We start from the raw sequence: 17,746 nt of genomic DNA, 5'->3' as shown, positions 1-17,746 counted from the left end.
CGGCGAGGTAGCGCTCGACCACGGCCTTGGCGCGCGGCGATTTCGCTTCGAGCTCGGCCAGCGGCCTGGCCTTGGCCAGCATCGCATCGGCGACCTCGGCATAGGCGACGTAGTATTTCGGGAATTTCTCCAGGTCCTTGCCGGCGATGCCGGAGAACAGCAGGTCGTTTCTTTCCTTCACGTCGGTCGGCGACTGTGCGCCGACCAGGCGCGGGCCGGTCCAGGAGCGCGTGGCGAATGCGGGCTGCCGGGCCTGGGCGAGGTCGGCATCGTCGAGATCGTTGGCGTAGACCGGGATGAAGCGGTCGAGGCGGGCAACGATGAACACCGGCCGCGCGCGCGCGATCACCGAGAAGCCGTAGAGGAAGGCCGCGGCCTGCAGCAGGGCGATGCAGGCGAGGTCGAAGCGCAGCCCTTTCTTGCCGGCCTTGTAGACGACCAGGGTCAGCAGCGGGCCGATGACGATGTCGACGCCCATGATCAGCAGCATCAGGCTGCTGCCGCCGGCGACCTGGAAGTAGGGATGCGGATACCAGACGAAGTAGATCAGGCAGGCGACGAGCGCGGCGACGGTGAGGCTGATGCCGAGGTGGATGGCGGCGGCTTGGAAACGGGTCATGGGCGGCAAACGCGACGAGAGGAGCGGGAAGGATAGCGGCATCGCCGCGATGGGCGAAGCTGCGCGGGCGCGCGCCGGCGGGACGGGCGCCCCGGTCGCGGGCGAGGTAAACTTGCCAGCCCCGCCGGGCGTGCGTGCCCGGAAGGTTTCGTTATTCTCCGAGGAGCTTCGTCCATGTCTGTGAAAGTCGCCATCAATGGCTATGGCCGCATCGGCCGCAACGTGCTGCGCGCGCTGTACGAATCCGGCCGCACGAACGAGATCCAGGTCGTCGCGGTCAACGACCTGGGCGATGCGGAAACCAACGCGCACCTGACCCAGTACGACACGGCGCACGGGCGCTTCTCGCACGAGGTGAGGGTGGAAGGCGGCGATCTCGTGATCGGCAAGGACAAGATCAAGGTCTGCGCCGAGCGCGATCCGTCGAAACTCCCGTGGAAGGCGCTCGGCGTCGACGTGGTGCTCGAGTGCACGGGCCTGTTCACCTCGAAGGCCAAGGCCGCAGCGCACATCGCCGCGGGCGCGAAGAAGGTGATCATTTCCGCGCCGGGCGAGAAGGACGTGGACGGCACCTTCGTCTACGGCGTCAACCACGACAAGATCAGGGCGCAGCACGAGGTCATCTCGAACGCGTCGTGCACGACCAACTGCCTCGCGCCGCTGGCGTGGGCGATCAACGAGAAGATCGGCATCCAGCACGGCCTGATGACGACGATCCACTCGTACACGAACGACCAGGTGCTGACCGACGTGTTCCACAAGGACCTGCGCCGCGCGCGCTCGGCGACGATGAGCCAGATTCCGACCAAGACCGGCGCTGCGGCCGCGGTCGGCCTCGTGCTGCCGGAATTGAACGGCAAGCTCGACGGCTTCGCCATGCGCGTGCCGACGATCAACGTCTCCGTGGTCGATCTCGTCTTCGTCGCCAGGCGCGCGACCAGCGCGGAGGAAATCAACGCGGTGGTGAAGGAAGCGAGCGAAGGCCGCTTGAAGGGCATCCTCGGCATCAATCGCAAGCCGCTGGTTTCGGTCGATTTCAACCACAACCCGCTGTCGTCGATCTACGACGAGACGCAGACGCGCGTGATCGACGGCACGCTGGTCAAGGTGCTGTCGTGGTACGACAACGAGTGGGGTTTCTCCAACCGCATGCTCGACATGACGCTGGCGCTCGCGAACGCGAAGTAACGGCGGGACACCTGAATCATTCCTTCTCCCGATGGCAGAAGGAAAGCGATGGCGATTCACGAATCTGAATCGCCATCGCGGTGCGCCTTCATCGTCACTTTGCCTGCTGCTAGGCTCGGAACACCCACGAAGAAGGAGTTTCCCATGCGCATCGTCACGAAGATGGCCCTGCTCGGCGCGGTGGCCCTGCTCTGGTCCGGCGCCGCGAGCGCGCGCGAAATCACCTGCGACATGGACTTCGACCTGTCCGGCTGGTCGGCGTTCTACAAGACCGCTTCGGGCCACGGCATGGTCAGCTGCAGCAACGGCGCGAAGATGAAGGTCGATATCCGCACCAAGGGCGGCGGCATCACCTTCGGCAAGTCGGAGATCAAGAACGGCCGTGGCCGCTTCTCGCACCTGTACGCCATCGAGGACGTGCTCGGCAGTTACGCCACGGCCGGCGCGCACGCCGGCGCGGTCGACTCGGCCGAGGCGCAGGCGATGACCAAAGGCCCGGTTTCGCTCGCCATTTCCGGCCGCGGCAAGGGCTGGGACCTGGGCTTCGCCTTCGGCAGCTTCACGATCTCGCGGCCGGGGGCGAATGCGGATGCGGATGAGGAGTGAGCAGGACCCGCACTGCTATACTTCAGGCACGTCCGTCGTCATCTGTCCATCCAAATGCTTCCCTCACAGGCACTTGCCCAGCAGCGCGACGCCGTTCGCGCAACGATTGCGCGCTTCCGAGTCGCCAATCCGAGGGTTTTCGGCTCGGTGCTTCGCGGCGCTGACCGCGATGGCAGCGATCTCGATTTGCTTGTTGACGCTTTGCCTGGCGTGACGTTGTTCGAGCTCGGCGGCTTGCAGGAGGAACTGCAGCAGTTGTTGGGTGTCCGGGTGGACCTGTTGACGCCCGGCGAGATCTCGCGCGAGTTCCGCGAGCGGGTGCTGTCGGAAGCGCGTCCGCTGTGACCGGCTCGCGCGCTCCTGCGTTGCTGGCGCAGATCGAAGAAGCCGCGCAAGATATCCGTGAATACTTGGCCGGGATGACGCGCGACGACTTTCTGGCCGATAAACGCACGAAGCAAGCGGTAGTTCTGAACCTCATCATCATCGGCGAAACCGCGGCGAAACTCATTGCCATGGAACCGGCATTCGTCGCACTCCATGCCGATATTCCATGGCAACGCATGCGTGGAATGCGCAACCGTGTCGCTCATGGCTATTTCGATGTCGATTTCCAGATCGTCTGGGAGACGTACGCACCGACATCCCCGATTTGCTTCAGCGCATTGAAGATCTGCGGAGCAAATAGCGAGAGCGCATCAAGGCTTGGCCGTACATGGGAATCGACGGTAAAGGCAGGCTTTCCCCGATTTCGGGGCGGCACGAAGCAGATTCCTGGCGCGATTCAATGCGTGTCCTTCTCCGACTGGATCGTCTCCAGCAGCGCGATCTGCAGGCGCGAGTGCAGCTTGACCAGGGTGCGCCACAGCAATGCGAGCACGAGTGCGCCGCCGACCAGCACGGCGACGAGCAACTCGGCCGGCGGCAGGATCGAGGATGACAGTGCGCAGACCAGCAGCAGCATCGCCGCGGTCGTCGCCAGCGGCAGCACTTCGGCGACGATGCGCCGCGCCGCCTGGCTGCGGCGGCCGCTGCCGCGCACGCTGACCTCGGCGAGCATCATCGCCAGCGCCTTGAGCTTGCGGTAGGCGGCGATCAGGAACGGCAGCGAGACGAGCAGCGCCGCGCCCCAGATCAGCGTGTGCTCGATCGCGCGGTTCGCGATCCACGCGGACAGGTCGAGCGAGCGCGAGGAGGCGAGGTAGGCGCCGCCGCCGAAGATCGCGGCGACCAGGCAGAAATTGACGAAGGCCTGCAGCAGGATGCGCCGCACCATCGCCGCGATCACCGCGCGGTCGCCGTCGAAGCGCAGGCCCTGCAGCCATTCGGTATACATGTGCAGGATGCGGCGGAATCCGCCCGGTGCCGCATGCGTGAGCCGGCGCGCGAGCGGATCGGCCCAGCGGATCAGGTACGGCGTCAGCAGCGTGGTCAGCGCCGATACCGCGACCGCAACCGGATAGAGGAAGTCGCTGGTGACCTTCAGCGTCGCGCCGAGCGTGGCGATGATGAAGGAGAATTCGCCGATCTGCGCCAGGCTCATGCCGATGCGCATCGAGTCGCGCCCGCTCTGGCCGGCGGCGAAGGAACCGAACGTGCGCGCGAGGGTCTTGCCGAGCACGATCGCGAGCGTGATCAGGGTGATCGGCCAGGCGTAGTCGATCAGCACGCGCGGGTCGAGAAGCAGGCCGATGGTGACGAAGAACACCGCCGAAAACATGTCGCGGATCGGTTCGATCAGGTGCTCGATGCGGCGCAGCGACTTCGCCTCGGCGATGATCACGCCGATCGTGAACGCGCCGAGCGCGACCGAATAGCCGAGCTTGATCACGACCAGGCAGAAGCCGAACAAGAGGCCGAGCACGCCGACCAGCAGCATCTCGTTGCGCCCGACGCGGGCGATGAAGTCGAGCAGGCGCGGCACGGTGAGGATGCCCACGACGAGCGAGGCGACGAGGAACACGGTCAGCTTGCCGAACGTGGACAACACTTCGCCCGCGTCGACGTTGCCGGTCTTGGCCACGCTGGAGAGCAGCGCGACCATGCAGATCGCGAGCACGTCCTCGATGATGAGGATGCCGAACACGGTCTGCGCGAACTTTTCGCGGCGCAGGCCGAGTTCGTCCAGCGCCTTGATCGTGATCGTGGTCGAGGAGATCGACAGCATCGCGCCGAGGAACAGCGCGTCCATGTTGCGCCAGCCGAAGGCGAGGCCGATCTCGTAGCCGAGCCAGATCATGGTGACGATGCCGACCAGCGCGGCGATCAGCGCGGTCGCGCCGACCTGGCGCAGGCGCTTGAGCGAGAATTCCAGGCCGAGCGAGAACAGCAGGAAGACGACGCCGAGCTCGCCCAGCGTGCGCGTGGATTCCTCGTCGGTGATCAGCGCGTAGGGCGGCGTGTGCGGGCCGATCAGCACGCCGGCGACGATGTAGCCGAGCACGACCGGCTGGCGCAGCAGGTGGAAGACGATCGTCACCACGCCGGCGGTCAGCATGATGATGGCGAGGTCGTGGATGAAGGCGATCGTGTGCATGCGCTTGCGTTTCCGGAGTGCCCGCATCTTCGCGGATCGGATGGCGCCAGGCAATGCGCGATTGGCGGAAGGCGCCTGCCGCGCAACCCCGCCGCTGCGGTTAAAATGCACGCCGTCCCTTCTACCCCGCAGCAGGAATCGCGCATGGCCATACTCCGCATGACTTCACTCGACCTCGCAGGCAAGCGCGTGCTGATCCGCGAGGATTTGAACGTGCCGCTCAAGGACGGCAAGGTCGCCGCCAGCCAGCGCCTCGAAGCCGCGCTGCCGACGATCAAGCTCGCGCGCGACGCGGGCGCGCGCGTGCTGGTCATGTCCCATCTCGGCCGGCCGAAGGAAGGCCATTTCAGCGAGCACGAATCGCTGGCGCCGGTCGCGGCGTGGCTCGGCAACGCGCTCGGCAAGCCGGTGCGCCTGGTGCGCGACTATCTGGGCGGCGAGACGGTGGACGTCGATCCGGGCGAGGTCGTGCTGCTCGAAAACTGCCGCTTCAACGTCGGCGAGGAAAAGGACGATGCCGCGCTGGCCGGGCGCTACGCGATGTTGTGCGAGATTTTCGTCATGGACGCGTTCGGCACCGCGCATCGCGCGCAGGCGTCGACCCACGGCGTGATCCGCCGCGCCCATGTCGCCTGCGGCGGGCCGCTGCTGATGGCCGAGCTCGATGCGCTCGGCAAGGCGCTCGAACATCCCAGGCGTCCGCTGCTCGCGATCGTCGCCGGCTCGAAGGTGTCGACCAAGCTCGAGCTGCTGCAGAGCCTGATCGCGAAGGTGGACCAGCTCATCGTCGGCGGCGGCATCGCCAATACCTTCATCGCGGCGGCAGGCCATGCCGTGGGCAAGTCGCTGTACGAGGCCGACCTGATCCCGCTCGCGCGCAAGATCATCGCCGACGCCAGGGCGCGCGGCGCCGAAGTGCCGATTCCCGAGGATGTCGTCGTCGCGCCCGAGTTCAAGGCCGATGCGCCGGCGAAGGTGAAGCCGGTTGCCGAAGTGGGCGCGGACGACATGATCCTCGACATCGGGCCTGCGACCGCGCAGCGCTACGCCGCGCTGATCGACAAGGCCGGCAGCGTGGTCTGGAACGGCCCGGTCGGCGTGTTCGAGTTCGACGCGTTCGGCCGCGGCACCGAGACGATCGCGCAGGCGATCTTCCGTTCCAGCGCGTTCTCGATCGCCGGCGGCGGCGACACGCTGGCCGCGGTCGAGAAGTACGCCGTGGCCGACGGCATTTCCTACATCTCCACCGGCGGCGGCGCGTTCCTCGAATTCCTCGAAGGCAAGGAGCTGCCGGCGGTGGCGGCGCTGAAAGCGCGCGCATGACTTTGTCCGGCGGAGAAACCCGGCTCGCGCTGTTCGATCTCGACGGCACGCTGATCGATTCGGAGATCGGCATCCTCGCCTCGATCGAGTACGCGCTGACCCGGCTCGGCGCGGCGGTTCCGTCGCGCGCCGAGTTGCGGCGCTGGATCGGACCGCCGCTGCGCGCCACCTTTCCGCTCGTGCTCGGCGACGATGCCGCGTTGATCGAGCGCGCGGTGGCGCTGTACCGCGAGCACTTCGGCGCGATCGGCTGGCGCGAATACGTCATCTATCCGGGCATCGCCGAGACAGTCGAAGCGCTGGCGCGCGGCGGCGTCAGGCTCGCCGTGGTCACTTCCAAGGTGGATCTCTACGCCGGCAAGATCGTCGCCAGCCTGCCGTTCGGCGCGCATTTCGCGAAGGTCTACGCGGTCGGCGGCGGCAGCGCGCACAGCGAGAAGGCGGCGATGATCGCGAATGCGCTGGCCGAGTCCGGCATCGCGGCGGACGCGGCGGCGATGATCGGCGACCGCCATTTCGACGTCGAGGGCGCGCTCGCGAACGGGGTGCGCGCGATCGGCGTGAGCTGGGGTTTCGGCGACCGCGCGGAACTCGCCGCCGCGGGCGCGCACGCGATCGCCGCATCGCCGCGCGAACTCGTCGCGCTGCTCGATCGCGCCGCCGCGTGCGCACTAACCGGCTGACTGCAAGAATGCCGTAACACCGGATCGGCGATGATGCGGACAACTTCCCGACGAGATTTCGACGTGATCCAAACCGGGCCCATCGTCATCGGCTGGCGCGAATGGCTGGCGCTGCCCGCGCTCGGCATCGCGGCGATCAAGGCCAAGGTCGACACCGGCGCGCGCACGTCCTCGCTGCATGTCGACGCACTGGTCGCCGACGAGCGCGACGGCGTCACCTGGCTGCACTTCAGCGTTGCCGCAGGAGGGCGCGGGCATGCCGCGCGCGTGCAATGCGCGGCGCCTGCGGCCGCACGCCGCACCGTCACCGATTCCGGCGGCCACCAGACCTTGCGCTGGTTCATCCGCACACCGGTCGTGCTCGGCGGCGCCAGCCTCGATGCCGAGATCAACCTGACCGATCGCCGCGACATGCTGTTTCCGATGTTGCTCGGCCGCAGCGCGCTGGGCGATCATTTCGCCGTCGATCCGGTGTCCTCGTATCGCTGCGGGCGAGGTGGAGGGCGTCGTGAGTTGCGTTGAAGCGCAGTGCGCGCCCGCCGCGACGGGCGTGCACGCCGCAGCGGATACCGGGAAGCCCGTCAGTCACTGCCGCCAATGAAAATAGCCATCCTCTCGCGCAACGCCAAACTCTATTCGACGACCAGCCTCGTCGCCGCGGCGCGCAAGCGCGGACATCGCGTGCACGTGCTCGATCCGCTGCGCTGCTACATGCGCATCGAGCCGGGCAAGTTCCTGATGCGTTACAAGAGCCGGCCGCTCATCGGCATCGATGCGGTGATCCCGCGCATCGGCAACTCGATCACGTTCTATGGCACGGCGGTGCTGCGCCAGTTCGAGATGATGGGCGTGTACACGCCGAACTCGTCCGACGCGGTGCTGCGCGCGCGCGACAAGCTGCGCTCGCTGCAACTGCTCGCGCGCGAGCACATCGGCCTGCCGGCGACCGTGTTCGGCGACAATCCGGACGACACGTCCGATCTGCTCGCCCTGCTCGGCGACGCGCCGCACGTGATCAAGCTCAACGAGGGCGCGCAGGGGCAGGGCGTGCTCCTCGCCGAGAAGCGCAGCGCATCGCAGGGCATGATCGAGGCGTTCCGCGGCCTCTACGCGAACTTCCTCGTGCAGGAGTACATCAGGGAGTCGAAGGGCGCCGACATCCGCTGCTTCGTGGTCGGCGGCAAGGTTGTCGCTGCGATGCAGCGCCAGGCGCGCGAGGGCGAGTTTCGCTCGAACCTGCATCGCGGCGGCGTGGCGACCGTGGTCGAGCTTGGGGCCGCCGAAATCGATACCGCCGTGCGCGCGGCGCGCACGATGGGGCTCAACATCGCCGGCGTCGACCTGCTGCGCTCCCGGCGCGGGCCGCTCGTGCTCGAGGTCAACTCCTCGCCCGGGCTCGAAGGCATCGAGGGTACGACCGGTGTCGATATCGCCGGCGCGATCATCGAGTATCTCGAGCGTCGCGTGCGCCGGCGACAACCGGCGCGCCGGCGCTGAGCCCGCGCGTGCGCGGCACGCGGGGTGGGAATTACGAAGACCTTCGTTGACAAGATGCCGGTAGTGGAACTACGATGAAATACGTAGTTCTTTCGTCCACCGACAATCGAGGGTCAACCGTGAAGTCTCTTTACCGTCATCTGGTCCTGCTCGCGGCGCTGCAGATGCTTGCGCTGGGCGCGGCGTTCGCCGCAGACAAGGTCATCGAAAAACCGGTCGCGGCCGACACGCCGGAAAAGTTCGCCGAGGTCGCCGCGCAGATCCGCAAGGAGATGGGCGCCAGCGGCCGCTACGAGTTCATCCGTCCCGACGACAAGGCCAAGGCGAACACCGACCTCGATGCCATCGCCGCGATGTTGCAGAAGGCGGGCTCGGTATCGGCGATGCCGGAAGGCGACCGGGTGCAGTTGTTCAACACCCAGGAACGCCTCAACGGCATCCTGACCCACAGCGACAGGAACCGCCTCGTCTGCGAGCGCCGCGCGCCGGTCGGCACGAACATTCCGCAAAACACTTGCAAGACCGTGGCGGAAATCGAGAAGATGCGCCGTGATTCGCAAAAATACATGAACGACCATGCGCAGGATGCGAACATCAACAGCGCAGCAATGCATGCGGAACGGGGTAGCGGACACTGATTGCGGCGGCCGTTGCGCGTCAACGGTGGCCGCCTCGACGGCCTGACCGCAACGGACGATACGATGCCGAACACTCACGCAAATTCCGCGGTTCCGCGCCCGACCGAGGCCGAGCTCGACATCCTGCGCGTGCTCTGGGACCGGGGCGCGTGCACGGTGCGCGAAGTGCACGAACAACTTCACGCCGACGGCGGCGCCGGTTACACCACCGTGCTCAAGCTCATGCAGATCATGCATGCCAAGAATCTGGTTTCGCGCGACGACGCGCAGCGCGCGCACGTCTATCGCGCGGCGGTGACCCGGCAGCGCACGCAGAAGCGCTTCCTTGCCGAGATGGTGACGCGCCTGTTCAACGGCTCGCCCTCGCAGCTCGTGCTGCACGCGCTCGGCGAAGCCCCGCGCGCGTCGAAAGCCGAGCTCAGGCAGATCCGCGAACTGCTCGATCGCATCGACCGCAGGGGCAAGCCGCAATGAACGCGACGATTGCCGGGATTGTCCCCTGCGTGCATGCGCTGGGCTGGGCCCTGCTGCATTTCCTCTGGCAAGGCCTGTTGATCGGCGTGGCCTATGCGCTGTTGCGCGGCGCATGTGCGGGCAGCGTCGCGCGCCACCGCCTCGGCATGCTGTGCCTGCTGGCGATGCTCGCCTGCCCGCTGGCGACACTGGCCATGCTGTGGCCCGCGTCCACCGCTCCGGCGATGCTCGCGGCGGGTTCACCGCCGATGCCGTCGTCCGCCTCGTCGGCAACCGTGGCCGTCTCGACCCTGGTGGCGCCGTCCGCTGCCCTCGAAGCCTGGCTGCCGTGGTGCGTCGGCCTGTGGCTCATCGGCGTGTGTGCGATCGCGCTGCGCTCGTTCCTGCATTGGCGCCGCCTGGTCGCGCTCGTGCGTTCCGCGGACGCGTTGCCGCGCGCCTGGCAACTGCGCCTGATCGAACTGAGCCAGCGCTTCGGCATCGTGCGGCCGGTACGTCTGCTCGCTTCGTTCGCGGTCGCGACACCGACCCTGATCGGCTGGCTCAAGCCGACGATCCTGTTGCCGGCGAGCCTGCTCAGCGGCTTCACTCCGGCTCAGATCGAATTGATCCTCGCCCACGAACTCGCCCACATCCGCCGCTACGACTACATCGCCAACCTGGTCCAGGTCGTGGTCGAGACACTCTTGTTCTACCACCCCGTCGTCCATTGGATCTGTGCCGACGTGCGCCAGCAGCGCGAGCAATGCTGCGATGATCTCGTGCTCGGCGTCGGCGGCGGCGAGCGCCTCGCCTACGCGCGCACGCTGGCCGATCTCGAGGAATGGGTGCAGGACGGGGCGGTCCGCTTCGGCGCGGCGATACCCGCACTCGGTGCCGGTGGCGGCGTGCTGCTTGAACGTGTGCGCCGTATCGTCGATCCGCGTGCGGCGCAATCGCCGACGCTGCTGCCGCGCGGCAACGGCATGACCTTGCCCGTGCTGCTCGCCGGCGCGGGCCTGCTGCTCGCGCTGCTGCGTCTGCACGCGCCATCTGCCGAGGCGCTCGGTGCGCTGGTGCGCGCCTCGGCGACCGGCGCCGAACTGGTCGCGGCGGCGACGCTGCGCATCCGCGCCGATGTGCCGCTGCTGGCGCCGCGGATCAGGCCGGCGACGGTCGTCGCACCATTGCCGCGGCGAGAGACCGGGCGTGAGGCTGCGGTGCTTGCGGCGCCGGCGCCGCAGGCAGCGCCGCGCACCGAGGCGCCCGCCGCGATCGTGACGGCGCGCGCCACCGAAGCGCCGGATGCCGGCGTTGTTTCGATGCCGTCCGCCGTGCCGGCGCAAGCCGAGGCCGCGCCGGTTCCGGCGCCCGCAGTCGTCGCCGACAAGGCGCCGCCGGTCGCAGCAGCCACGGCACCGAGCCCGCGGGCTTTGCGCGTCGTGCAACCGACCTATCCGCTCGACGCCTTGCGCAACGGCGTGGCGGGCAAGGTCGAGCTGGAGTTCCAGGTCGATGGCGACGGCCGCGTACGCGACATCCATGTGCTTGCCGCGCAGCCGGCCGGCACGTTTGAGCAGGCGGCGATCGCGGCGTTGCGCCAGTGGCGTTTCGCGGCATCGGCCGCGGGCGCGCGCTACACGCGCAGTTTCGCGTTCACGCGCGGCGGCATGGCGGCGGAAAACTGCCGCGAAGTCACCGGTTCGCACATCTGCCGGCGCCCGGATCCGGAAACCGACGTCAATTAACGAAACCCATAGATCGGCTTAACGTCGATTTAATCGGGCAATGCCTACCATCCTCGTCACTGTAATTGTGCTCGACACTCCCAAGGTCAGGTCAGGTGACTGGCAGATTACGGTAATCGGGGCAGTAGCTTTAAGCCCAAGCGAGGTGCGTTCCCCCAATGGCGCCTCCTTGGGCTTTTTTATTGGGTGTTTGTTTTGTATTTCGGCCATCGATGGCATTTCAGCCATCCTCCTTGATGGCGAGGATCACGAGGCGGCCATCCATGGCCGCGCTTCGGTCTGTTTCAGCCCTCGTCCCTGATGGCAAAATCAAGAAGCGGCCATCCTTGGCCGCACGTCCCAACAACAGCGACCTTCCATTGCCGTTTTGATCGCAGCGAGATTGTGTTTGAAGGAACTCCGCGCCCCAGGCGGCGATCCAACTTCGATCGGCCGAGCAATTCGGGCGTCATACGGGTAAGCTTTGCATATGCGCATACTGGTCATCGAAGACAACAGCGATATCGCCGCGAACATCGGCGACTATCTCGAGGAAAAAGGCCATACGGTCGACTTCGCCGGCGACGGCGTCACCGGCCTGCACCTGGCCATCTCGCACGATTTCGATGCCATCGTGCTCGATCTCACCCTGCCCGGCATGGACGGCCTCGAACTGTGCCGCAAGCTGCGCCAGGAGGCGCGCCGGCAGACACCCGTGCTGATGCTCACCGCGCGCGATGCGCTCGACCAGAAACTGACCGGTTTCGATTCCGGCGCCGATGACTACATGGTCAAGCCCTTCGCGCTGCAGGAACTCGAAGCGCGGCTGTCGGTGCTCGCGCGTCGCGGCAAGGGCATCCAGAGCCGCGTGTTGCAGGTCGCCGACCTGAGCTACAACCTCGACACGCTGATCGTCACGCGCGCCGACAAGACGATCCAGCTCAATCCGATCGGGCTCAAGCTGCTGCAGAACCTGATGGAGTCGAGCCCCTCCGTGGTCACGCGCCAGGAACTCGAAACGCGCGTCTGGGGCGAGGAGCTGCCCGACAGCGATTCGCTGCGCGTGCACATCCACGGGCTGCGCGCGGCGATCGACAAGCCGTTCGACAAGCCGCTGATCCAGACCCGCCACGGCATCGGCTATCGCATGGTCGATCCGGACGCCGCGGCGAACTGATTGCGCAGCTGCTTGCGTAGCGCCGACACTTCGCCGATCCTGCGGCGCGCATGAAACCCGCGAAATTCCGCCGGCGGCTGCGCAGCCGCATCATCATCTCGTTCGCGCTGTTCGGCTTCGCGCTGACGGCGCTGTTCGCCGTGGCGACGATGTACATGCGCGCGCGGCTTGAAGACCAACTGATCAACAACGACCTGGGTCGTTTGGTAAAGAATTTCGTCGACTTCAAACGCGACAATCCCGATGAGGGCGCGCAATGGCGGCTGCCGCAATACGACCCGCCTCCGCACATCTATGGAAAGAACTATTTCGCGAACGTGCCGTTCGATCTGCAGAAATATGATTCGACCAGCGTGTCCGAAATCACCCTGCCCGCGGCAGATGGCAAGGTTCGTCCCTACAAGCTTGCCGTCTACAAGGATGACAACTATTGGGCTTTTCTCTGGTACGACTATGGCACGCGCAAACTCAATGAACGGCAATTGCTGATCGCGCTCGGAATCGCGGTACTGATTTTCGCGGTTCTCTCGCTGCTGATCGGGTTGTGGCTGTCTCGCCGCGTGATGAGCCCGGTCACCGATCTGGCGCAGCGCATCCGCACGCTGCGCCAGACCGGCAAGCCCGAGCCGCTCGCGCCGCATTTCGCCGACGACGAAGTCGGCGAGCTGGCGACGGCGTTCGACGACTATTCCCGGCGCATCACCGCGATCGTCGTGCGCGACCGCGATTTCAACGCCGACGTCAGCCACGAGTTGCGCACGCCGCTCGCGGTGATCTCGGGTACGACCGAGCTGCTGCTCGCATCCAGCCAGATCGACGACAAGATTCGCGAACGCTTGAAACGCATCGAGCGCGCGGCCAAGCAGTCGACCGAGCTGACCAATGCGCTGCTGCACCTGTCGCGCAGCGAGCGCAGCGCGCCAAACGACGGCGAGACCACGGATGTCGCCCGTGTCGCCGAGCAGGTGATCGATGTCTATCGCTCGCACATCGGCAAGAAGCCGATCGACGTGCGGCTCGAAGTCGAGCAGCCGGTCGAGGTCGTCGCGCCGTCATCGGTGATTTCGGTAGCGCTCGGCAACCTGATCGGCAACGCGTTCAAGTACACGCAGAAGGGCGACGTCATCATCACGGTCGGCGCCCGCCGCGGCGTGGTCACGGTCGAGGATTCCGGCCCGGGCATCAAGCCCGAAGATGCGGCCAAGCTGTTCCAGCGCGGCGTGCGCGGCGAGTCTTCCGAAGGCACCAAGGGTGCCGGTCTTGGCCTTGCGATCGTGATCCGTCTGTGCCGGCTCTACGACTGGCACGTCGACCTTGCGCCGCGTCCGCAAGGCGGCGCGGTTGCCACGCTCGATTTCCGCTTGCGTCCGTAGCGGAGTTTCCCGCGCCGATCGCCGCGGATGACGAGCAAGGGCGCCGCCGGGGAAAATCAGGATTCGCGCGAGCCGTGGTCGTCCGCGTCCGGGTGCATCCGCAGTTCGACGACACGGCCGCTTTCCAGAGCGATGACCTGCCCGCCGAGTGCGGCGACGTCCTCGGGGTCGTGCGTGATCACGACCATCGGCACGTCGGACCGCGCGCGCGCGGCGAGCAGTTCTTCGCGCAGACGCGCGCGCAGCGGCGCATCGAGCGCGGCGAACGGTTCGTCGAGCAGCAGCAGACGCGGCTTCGCGGCGAGCGCGCGCGCGAGCGCGACGCGTTGGCGCTGGCCGCCCGACAACTGGTGCGGATGGCTGGCCGCGAGCTTGCCGAGCGCGAAACGCGCAAGCAGTTCGTAAACTTCCGCCGTCGCCGCGCGCGGATTGAACATGCTGCTGCGCGAGGTCGCGAAGGCGACGTTCTGCAGCACGCTCAGATGCGGAAACAACGCATAGTCCTGGAACACGTAGCCGATGTCGCGCGCGCGAGCCGGCAAGTCGATGCGCTGCGCGGCATCGAACAACGTCCTGCCGCCGAGCGCGATGCGTCCGCGCTCGGGCCGCATCAGACCGGCGATCGCGTACAGCGTCTGGGTCTTGCCGGCGCCGGACGGGCCGAACAGCACGGTCACGTCGGCGTCGCTGGCGAATTCCAGATCGAGGCGGAACTCGCGTTCGCGCGCGCGCAGAGTTTTTTCGATGGCGACCTCAAGCCGCATCGTCGTCTCCGGGCCGGTTGCGCTGCAGTACCTGCGCGGCGAGCACGAGTGCGACCACGGCGACGACCAGCGCGATCACGACCAGGGTCTGCGCGGTCGCATCATCACCGGCCATTACCGCGTTGTAGATCGCGATCGACAGCGTCTGCGTGCGGCCCGGCAGCGAGCCGGCGACCATCAGCGTCGCGCCGAACTCGCCCATCGCGCGCGCGAACGCGAGCAGCGCGCCGGCGCAGATGCCGCGCCAGGCCAGCGGCAGGCTGACGCGGAAGAACACCGCGACCGGATTGAGGCCCAGCGTGCTTGCGGCGCGTTCGAGCTGCGGATCGACTTCGCGGAATGCGGCGCGTGCGGCGCGCAGGACCAGTGGAAATGCAGCGATCGCGGCGGCGATCACCGCGCCCTGCCAGGTGAAGATGAGGCTGATGCCGAACGTTTCGTGCAGCCAGGAGCCGACCACGCCGTTGCGGCCGAGCACGACGAGCAGGTAGTAGCCGAGCACGGTCGGCGGCAGCACCAGCGGCAGGGTCAGCAACGACTCCGCTGCATCGCGCACGATGCCGCCGCCGCGGCCGAGCGCGCGCGCCGCGACAACGCCGAGAGCCAGGGCCAGCAGCGTCGCGAGTGCGGCGACTTTGAGCGTCAGCCAGAGCGGAGAAAGATATTCCAATGGAATGAGGTCAGGGTGCGACCGGGCTGAATCCGTTGCGTGACAGCGTCGCACGGCTCTCGGGCGACGACAAGAACCGCACGAACTCGCAGGCGGCAGGTTTCTGCCTGCAGTTGCCGACTGCGGCGGCCGGGTAGCGCACCGGTGTCGCGGTCGGCACGGTCAACGCGACCTTGACCTTGCGTGCCTGCGATGCCGCGTCGGTTGCGTAGACGAAGCCGGCCTCGGCCTCGCCGCGCGCAACATAGTCGAGTGCCTGACGTACGTTCTGCGCCTGCACGAGTTTGGGCTGCAATTTGTCCCACAGTTTCGCCTCGTCGAGTGCCTGCTTCGCGTAACGGCCCGCAGGCACCGACTCGGGGTTGCCGATCGCAACGCGCTGGTAGGCGTCCTCGGCGAGCGCGTCGAGTCGGGCCGGCGCGGTGCCGTTGTCCGGCACGATCAGCACCAGCGTGTTTGCCGCGAAATCATGGCGCGAGGCGGGGTCGATGCGGCCTGCGCCGGCGGCGCGATCCATCGTCGCTTCGTCCGCACTCGCGAACACGTCGGCAGGCGCGCCCTGCTCGATCTGCTTGAGCAGCACGTCGGAAGCGCCGAAGTTGAGGATCACGTGCGTGCCCGAATGCCGCGCCTCGTAGGCGTGGGCGATGTCGGTGAACGCCTGGGTCAGGCTGGCCGCGGCGCAGACGATGAGGTCGTCCGCGCGCGCGTTGGCGGCAACGCCGAACATCAGCGCGCAGGCCAGCGCCATACGCGCGCACGAAGGACGAGGCATGACGGACTCCGACGATATCGTCGCTCGACTATATCGCGCTGGCGTTGTTGCGGCCAGCTCGCCGGCTCACTTCGCGAGCAGGCGCGACAGTGCGCGCAATTCGGCGACGCAGGCACGCTTAGACTTGCGCTCGATGCCGCGATAGATGTCGATCGCGGCCTTGCCGTCCGTGGTCAGTGTGGCGCCGCCGCCGCGCGCGCCGCCCTTGTTCGCCACGATCAGCGGCTCGGCGAAGCTGTGGTTGAGTTCGTCGGCGAGCTGCCAGGCGCGCTTGTAGCTCATGCCCATCGCACGGCCGGCGGCGGCGATCGAACCGGTTGCTGCGATTGCTTCGAGCAGATCGACCTTGCCTGGCCCGAGCGCGTGCTCGGCATCGAGCAGCAGGCGAAAACGCAGGGTGGGAGCTGGATGGGCCATAAAACATGACGACGTGATTTCGCGGGATGATGGATCAACGCAAAGGGTGCGGATGCGCGGATTTGTGATTGGGTTTTCACCTCCTGTCGCGGAATCTGAGTATCATCACACACTCTGCGGCTGTCGCTGGGTTCGCGATGGCGGCCACCATGGATTCGGGGGAATCACGTGCTGCCTATCGTCCGGCGAATTGTCATCCTGTTCGCGCTGCTCGGCGCGACGTCCGCATTCGCGCAGTCCTACAGCTACTCGATCTACATCGACAGCGACAACAATGCGGCCACCGGCTGTGACGTCAGCCTGCCGGGCGGCAATATTGCCGGCGTGGAATCGGTGCTCACGGCGACGATCAACGCCGGCTCGCCGCCGCAGGTCGCACAAGTTGCGCGCAGTACCTGCAGCGCAGGCAGTTTCGGTGCGCCGGTTGCCGAGGGAACCGGTGCGGTCGGGGTCGGTGCCGGCAACGGTGGCACCACCGCGATCGAACTCGGCGATGCCTTGGCCGCGCTGGGCATCGCTCCGACACAGCAGGCGGTGCGTCTCCACGTCGCTGGCCGCAGTGCGCTCGGCGGCAGTGTGCTGTCGACGACGACGGGCAACCCGGCAGGATCGCCGATCCTGCTTGCGATCGCGCAGGTCGTACCGCCCGTTCCGGCGGTTCCCGCACCCTTCATCGGGGTGCCCGCGCTGCTGTTGCTGGCCGGGGTATTGCTCCTGCTCGGCACGCGCGCGGTGCGACGCAGGATTCTGCGACATGCTCTGATCGGCATGGTGCTGCTCAGCGGCGTCAGTGCTGCGGCCATCTTCAATTGGAACGGAATCTCGCCGCTGGCCACCGATCCGCCGGGCAATTCGACCAGCGGCGAGGCCGCGATCGACCTGCGTTACTTCTACGCGATGCTCGCTTCGGGCAATCTGGATTTCCGCATCGATGTCACCGGCAATCTCGCGGCAACGCCCGCGCCGACGGTGACGTCGATCGCGCCGACTTCCGGCCCGACCGCGGGCGGCACGACGGTGACGATCACCGGCACGAACTTCACCGGTACGACAGCGGTGAAGTTCGGCGCGACGAATGCATCGACGTACACGGTGAACAGTGCGACACAGATCACGGCGACCGCGCCGGCGGGCGCGGCGGGGATGGTAGACGTAACGGTGACGACCGCTGGTGGCACCAGCGCGACGAGCGCAGCGGATCAATACACCTACGTCGCCGCGCCGACGGTAACGTCGATCGCGCCGACTTCCGGCCCGACCGCGGGCGGCACGACGGTGACGATCACCGGCACGAACTTCA

Annotated in this window: 20 protein-coding genes and 1 pseudogene; 15 read left to right on the top strand and 6 right to left on the bottom strand. The window is 66.9% G+C overall.

Translation table 11 applies throughout. The features are described 5' to 3' along the window. Positions 1-619 (bottom strand): TfpX/TfpZ family type IV pilin accessory protein (tfpZ, locus tag AC16HO_RS03620; protein ID WP_484335293.1); only part of this gene is annotated, 619 nt, incomplete at its 3' end. A 174-nt stretch (positions 620-793) separates the two neighbouring features. Here tfpZ and gap point away from each other — a divergent pair. The 4 genes and pseudogenes from gap to AC16HO_RS03600 form a co-directional block, all read left to right on the top strand. After that, positions 794-1,807, top strand: a complete 1,014-nt coding sequence (gene gap, locus AC16HO_RS03615) for a type I glyceraldehyde-3-phosphate dehydrogenase (RefSeq protein ID WP_484335292.1) — start codon at positions 794-796, stop codon at positions 1,805-1,807. 144 nt (positions 1,808-1,951) lie between these two features. Continuing rightward, complete coding sequence (locus AC16HO_RS03610; protein ID WP_395644370.1) at positions 1,952-2,413, top strand: hypothetical protein; 462 nt, start codon at positions 1,952-1,954, stop codon at positions 2,411-2,413. 54 nt (positions 2,414-2,467) lie between these two features. Then, on the top strand, positions 2,468-2,758 hold the full coding sequence (locus AC16HO_RS03605; RefSeq protein WP_395644369.1) for a nucleotidyltransferase family protein: 291 nt from the start codon (positions 2,468-2,470) through the stop codon (positions 2,756-2,758). Continuing rightward, positions 2,755-3,036 (top strand): annotated as a pseudogene (locus AC16HO_RS03600) (HepT-like ribonuclease domain-containing protein); the annotation flags it as partial. The gene AC16HO_RS03605 and the pseudogene AC16HO_RS03600, both read left to right, overlap by 4 nt. A 161-nt stretch (positions 3,037-3,197) precedes the next feature. On the opposite strand, the gene AC16HO_RS03595 reads toward AC16HO_RS03600, so the two are convergent. After that, complete coding sequence (locus tag AC16HO_RS03595) at positions 3,198-4,949, bottom strand: cation:proton antiporter (protein ID WP_395644368.1); 1,752 nt, start codon at positions 4,947-4,949, stop codon at positions 3,198-3,200. Between the two features lie 144 nt (positions 4,950-5,093). Between AC16HO_RS03595 and AC16HO_RS03590 the strand changes: the two genes are divergently transcribed. From AC16HO_RS03590 to AC16HO_RS03545, 10 genes are all read left to right on the top strand, one after another. Beyond that, on the top strand, positions 5,094-6,272 hold the full coding sequence (locus AC16HO_RS03590) for a phosphoglycerate kinase (RefSeq protein ID WP_395644367.1): 1,179 nt from the start codon (positions 5,094-5,096) through the stop codon (positions 6,270-6,272). After that, positions 6,269-6,955 (top strand): HAD hydrolase-like protein, encoded by a 687-nt coding sequence (locus AC16HO_RS03585; RefSeq protein ID WP_395644366.1) that lies wholly within the window; start codon positions 6,269-6,271, stop codon positions 6,953-6,955. Before AC16HO_RS03590 ends, AC16HO_RS03585 begins: the two co-directional genes overlap by 4 nt. Before the next feature lie 63 nt (positions 6,956-7,018). Beyond that, on the top strand, positions 7,019-7,477 hold the full coding sequence (locus tag AC16HO_RS03580; RefSeq protein ID WP_395644365.1) for an ATP-dependent zinc protease family protein: 459 nt from the start codon (positions 7,019-7,021) through the stop codon (positions 7,475-7,477). Between the two features lie 75 nt (positions 7,478-7,552). Then, entirely contained in the window at positions 7,553-8,452 is a 900-nt protein-coding gene (rimK, locus tag AC16HO_RS03575; RefSeq protein ID WP_395644364.1) for a 30S ribosomal protein S6--L-glutamate ligase, read from the top strand. Between the two features lie 119 nt (positions 8,453-8,571). Then, positions 8,572-9,090: a hypothetical protein gene (locus AC16HO_RS03570; protein ID WP_395644363.1), complete on the top strand. Its 519-nt coding sequence runs from the start codon at positions 8,572-8,574 to the stop codon at positions 9,088-9,090. 63 nt (positions 9,091-9,153) lie between these two features. Further along, complete coding sequence (locus tag AC16HO_RS03565; protein ID WP_395644362.1) at positions 9,154-9,564, top strand: BlaI/MecI/CopY family transcriptional regulator; 411 nt, start codon at positions 9,154-9,156, stop codon at positions 9,562-9,564. Next, entirely contained in the window at positions 9,561-11,291 is a 1,731-nt protein-coding gene (locus AC16HO_RS03560; RefSeq protein WP_395644361.1) for a M56 family metallopeptidase, read from the top strand. Before AC16HO_RS03565 ends, AC16HO_RS03560 begins: the two co-directional genes overlap by 4 nt. A 40-nt stretch (positions 11,292-11,331) precedes the next feature. After that, positions 11,332-11,592 (top strand): hypothetical protein, encoded by a 261-nt coding sequence (locus AC16HO_RS03555; protein ID WP_395644360.1) that lies wholly within the window; start codon positions 11,332-11,334, stop codon positions 11,590-11,592. Between the two features lie 168 nt (positions 11,593-11,760). Then, positions 11,761-12,447, top strand: coding sequence for a response regulator transcription factor (locus tag AC16HO_RS03550; protein ID WP_395644359.1), 687 nt, complete (start codon positions 11,761-11,763; stop codon positions 12,445-12,447). Positions 12,448-12,497: 50 nt separating this feature from the next. Then, on the top strand, positions 12,498-13,820 hold the full coding sequence (locus AC16HO_RS03545; RefSeq protein WP_395644358.1) for a sensor histidine kinase: 1,323 nt from the start codon (positions 12,498-12,500) through the stop codon (positions 13,818-13,820). A 56-nt stretch (positions 13,821-13,876) separates the two neighbouring features. Here the strand turns inward: AC16HO_RS03545 and AC16HO_RS03540 are convergent, their stop codons facing one another. The 4 genes from AC16HO_RS03540 to AC16HO_RS03525 all read right to left on the bottom strand — a co-directional run bounded on the left by AC16HO_RS03540 (position 13,877) and on the right by AC16HO_RS03525 (position 16,446). Beyond that, positions 13,877-14,584 carry an ATP-binding cassette domain-containing protein gene (locus AC16HO_RS03540; RefSeq protein ID WP_395644357.1) on the bottom strand — a complete coding sequence of 236 codons (708 nt, stop codon included), beginning with the start codon at positions 14,582-14,584 and terminating at the stop codon, positions 13,877-13,879. Further along, complete coding sequence (gene modB, locus AC16HO_RS03535; RefSeq protein WP_395644356.1) at positions 14,574-15,254, bottom strand: molybdate ABC transporter permease subunit; 681 nt, start codon at positions 15,252-15,254, stop codon at positions 14,574-14,576. Before modB ends, AC16HO_RS03540 begins: the two co-directional genes overlap by 11 nt. 10 nt (positions 15,255-15,264) lie before the next feature. Then, positions 15,265-16,029: a molybdate ABC transporter substrate-binding protein gene (modA, locus tag AC16HO_RS03530; RefSeq protein ID WP_395644355.1), complete on the bottom strand. Its 765-nt coding sequence runs from the start codon at positions 16,027-16,029 to the stop codon at positions 15,265-15,267. A gap of 66 nt (positions 16,030-16,095) precedes the next feature. Beyond that, positions 16,096-16,446 (bottom strand): winged helix-turn-helix domain-containing protein, encoded by a 351-nt coding sequence (locus AC16HO_RS03525; protein ID WP_395644354.1) that lies wholly within the window; start codon positions 16,444-16,446, stop codon positions 16,096-16,098. A gap of 168 nt (positions 16,447-16,614) precedes the next feature. Between AC16HO_RS03525 and AC16HO_RS03520 the strand changes: the two genes are divergently transcribed. Continuing rightward, positions 16,615-17,746 (top strand): IPT/TIG domain-containing protein (locus tag AC16HO_RS03520; RefSeq protein ID WP_484335291.1); only part of this gene is annotated, 1,132 nt, incomplete at its 3' end.

This window comes from Rudaea sp. (assembly GCF_057139185.1).
This window is presented reverse-complemented; position numbering and strand designations above follow the sequence as displayed.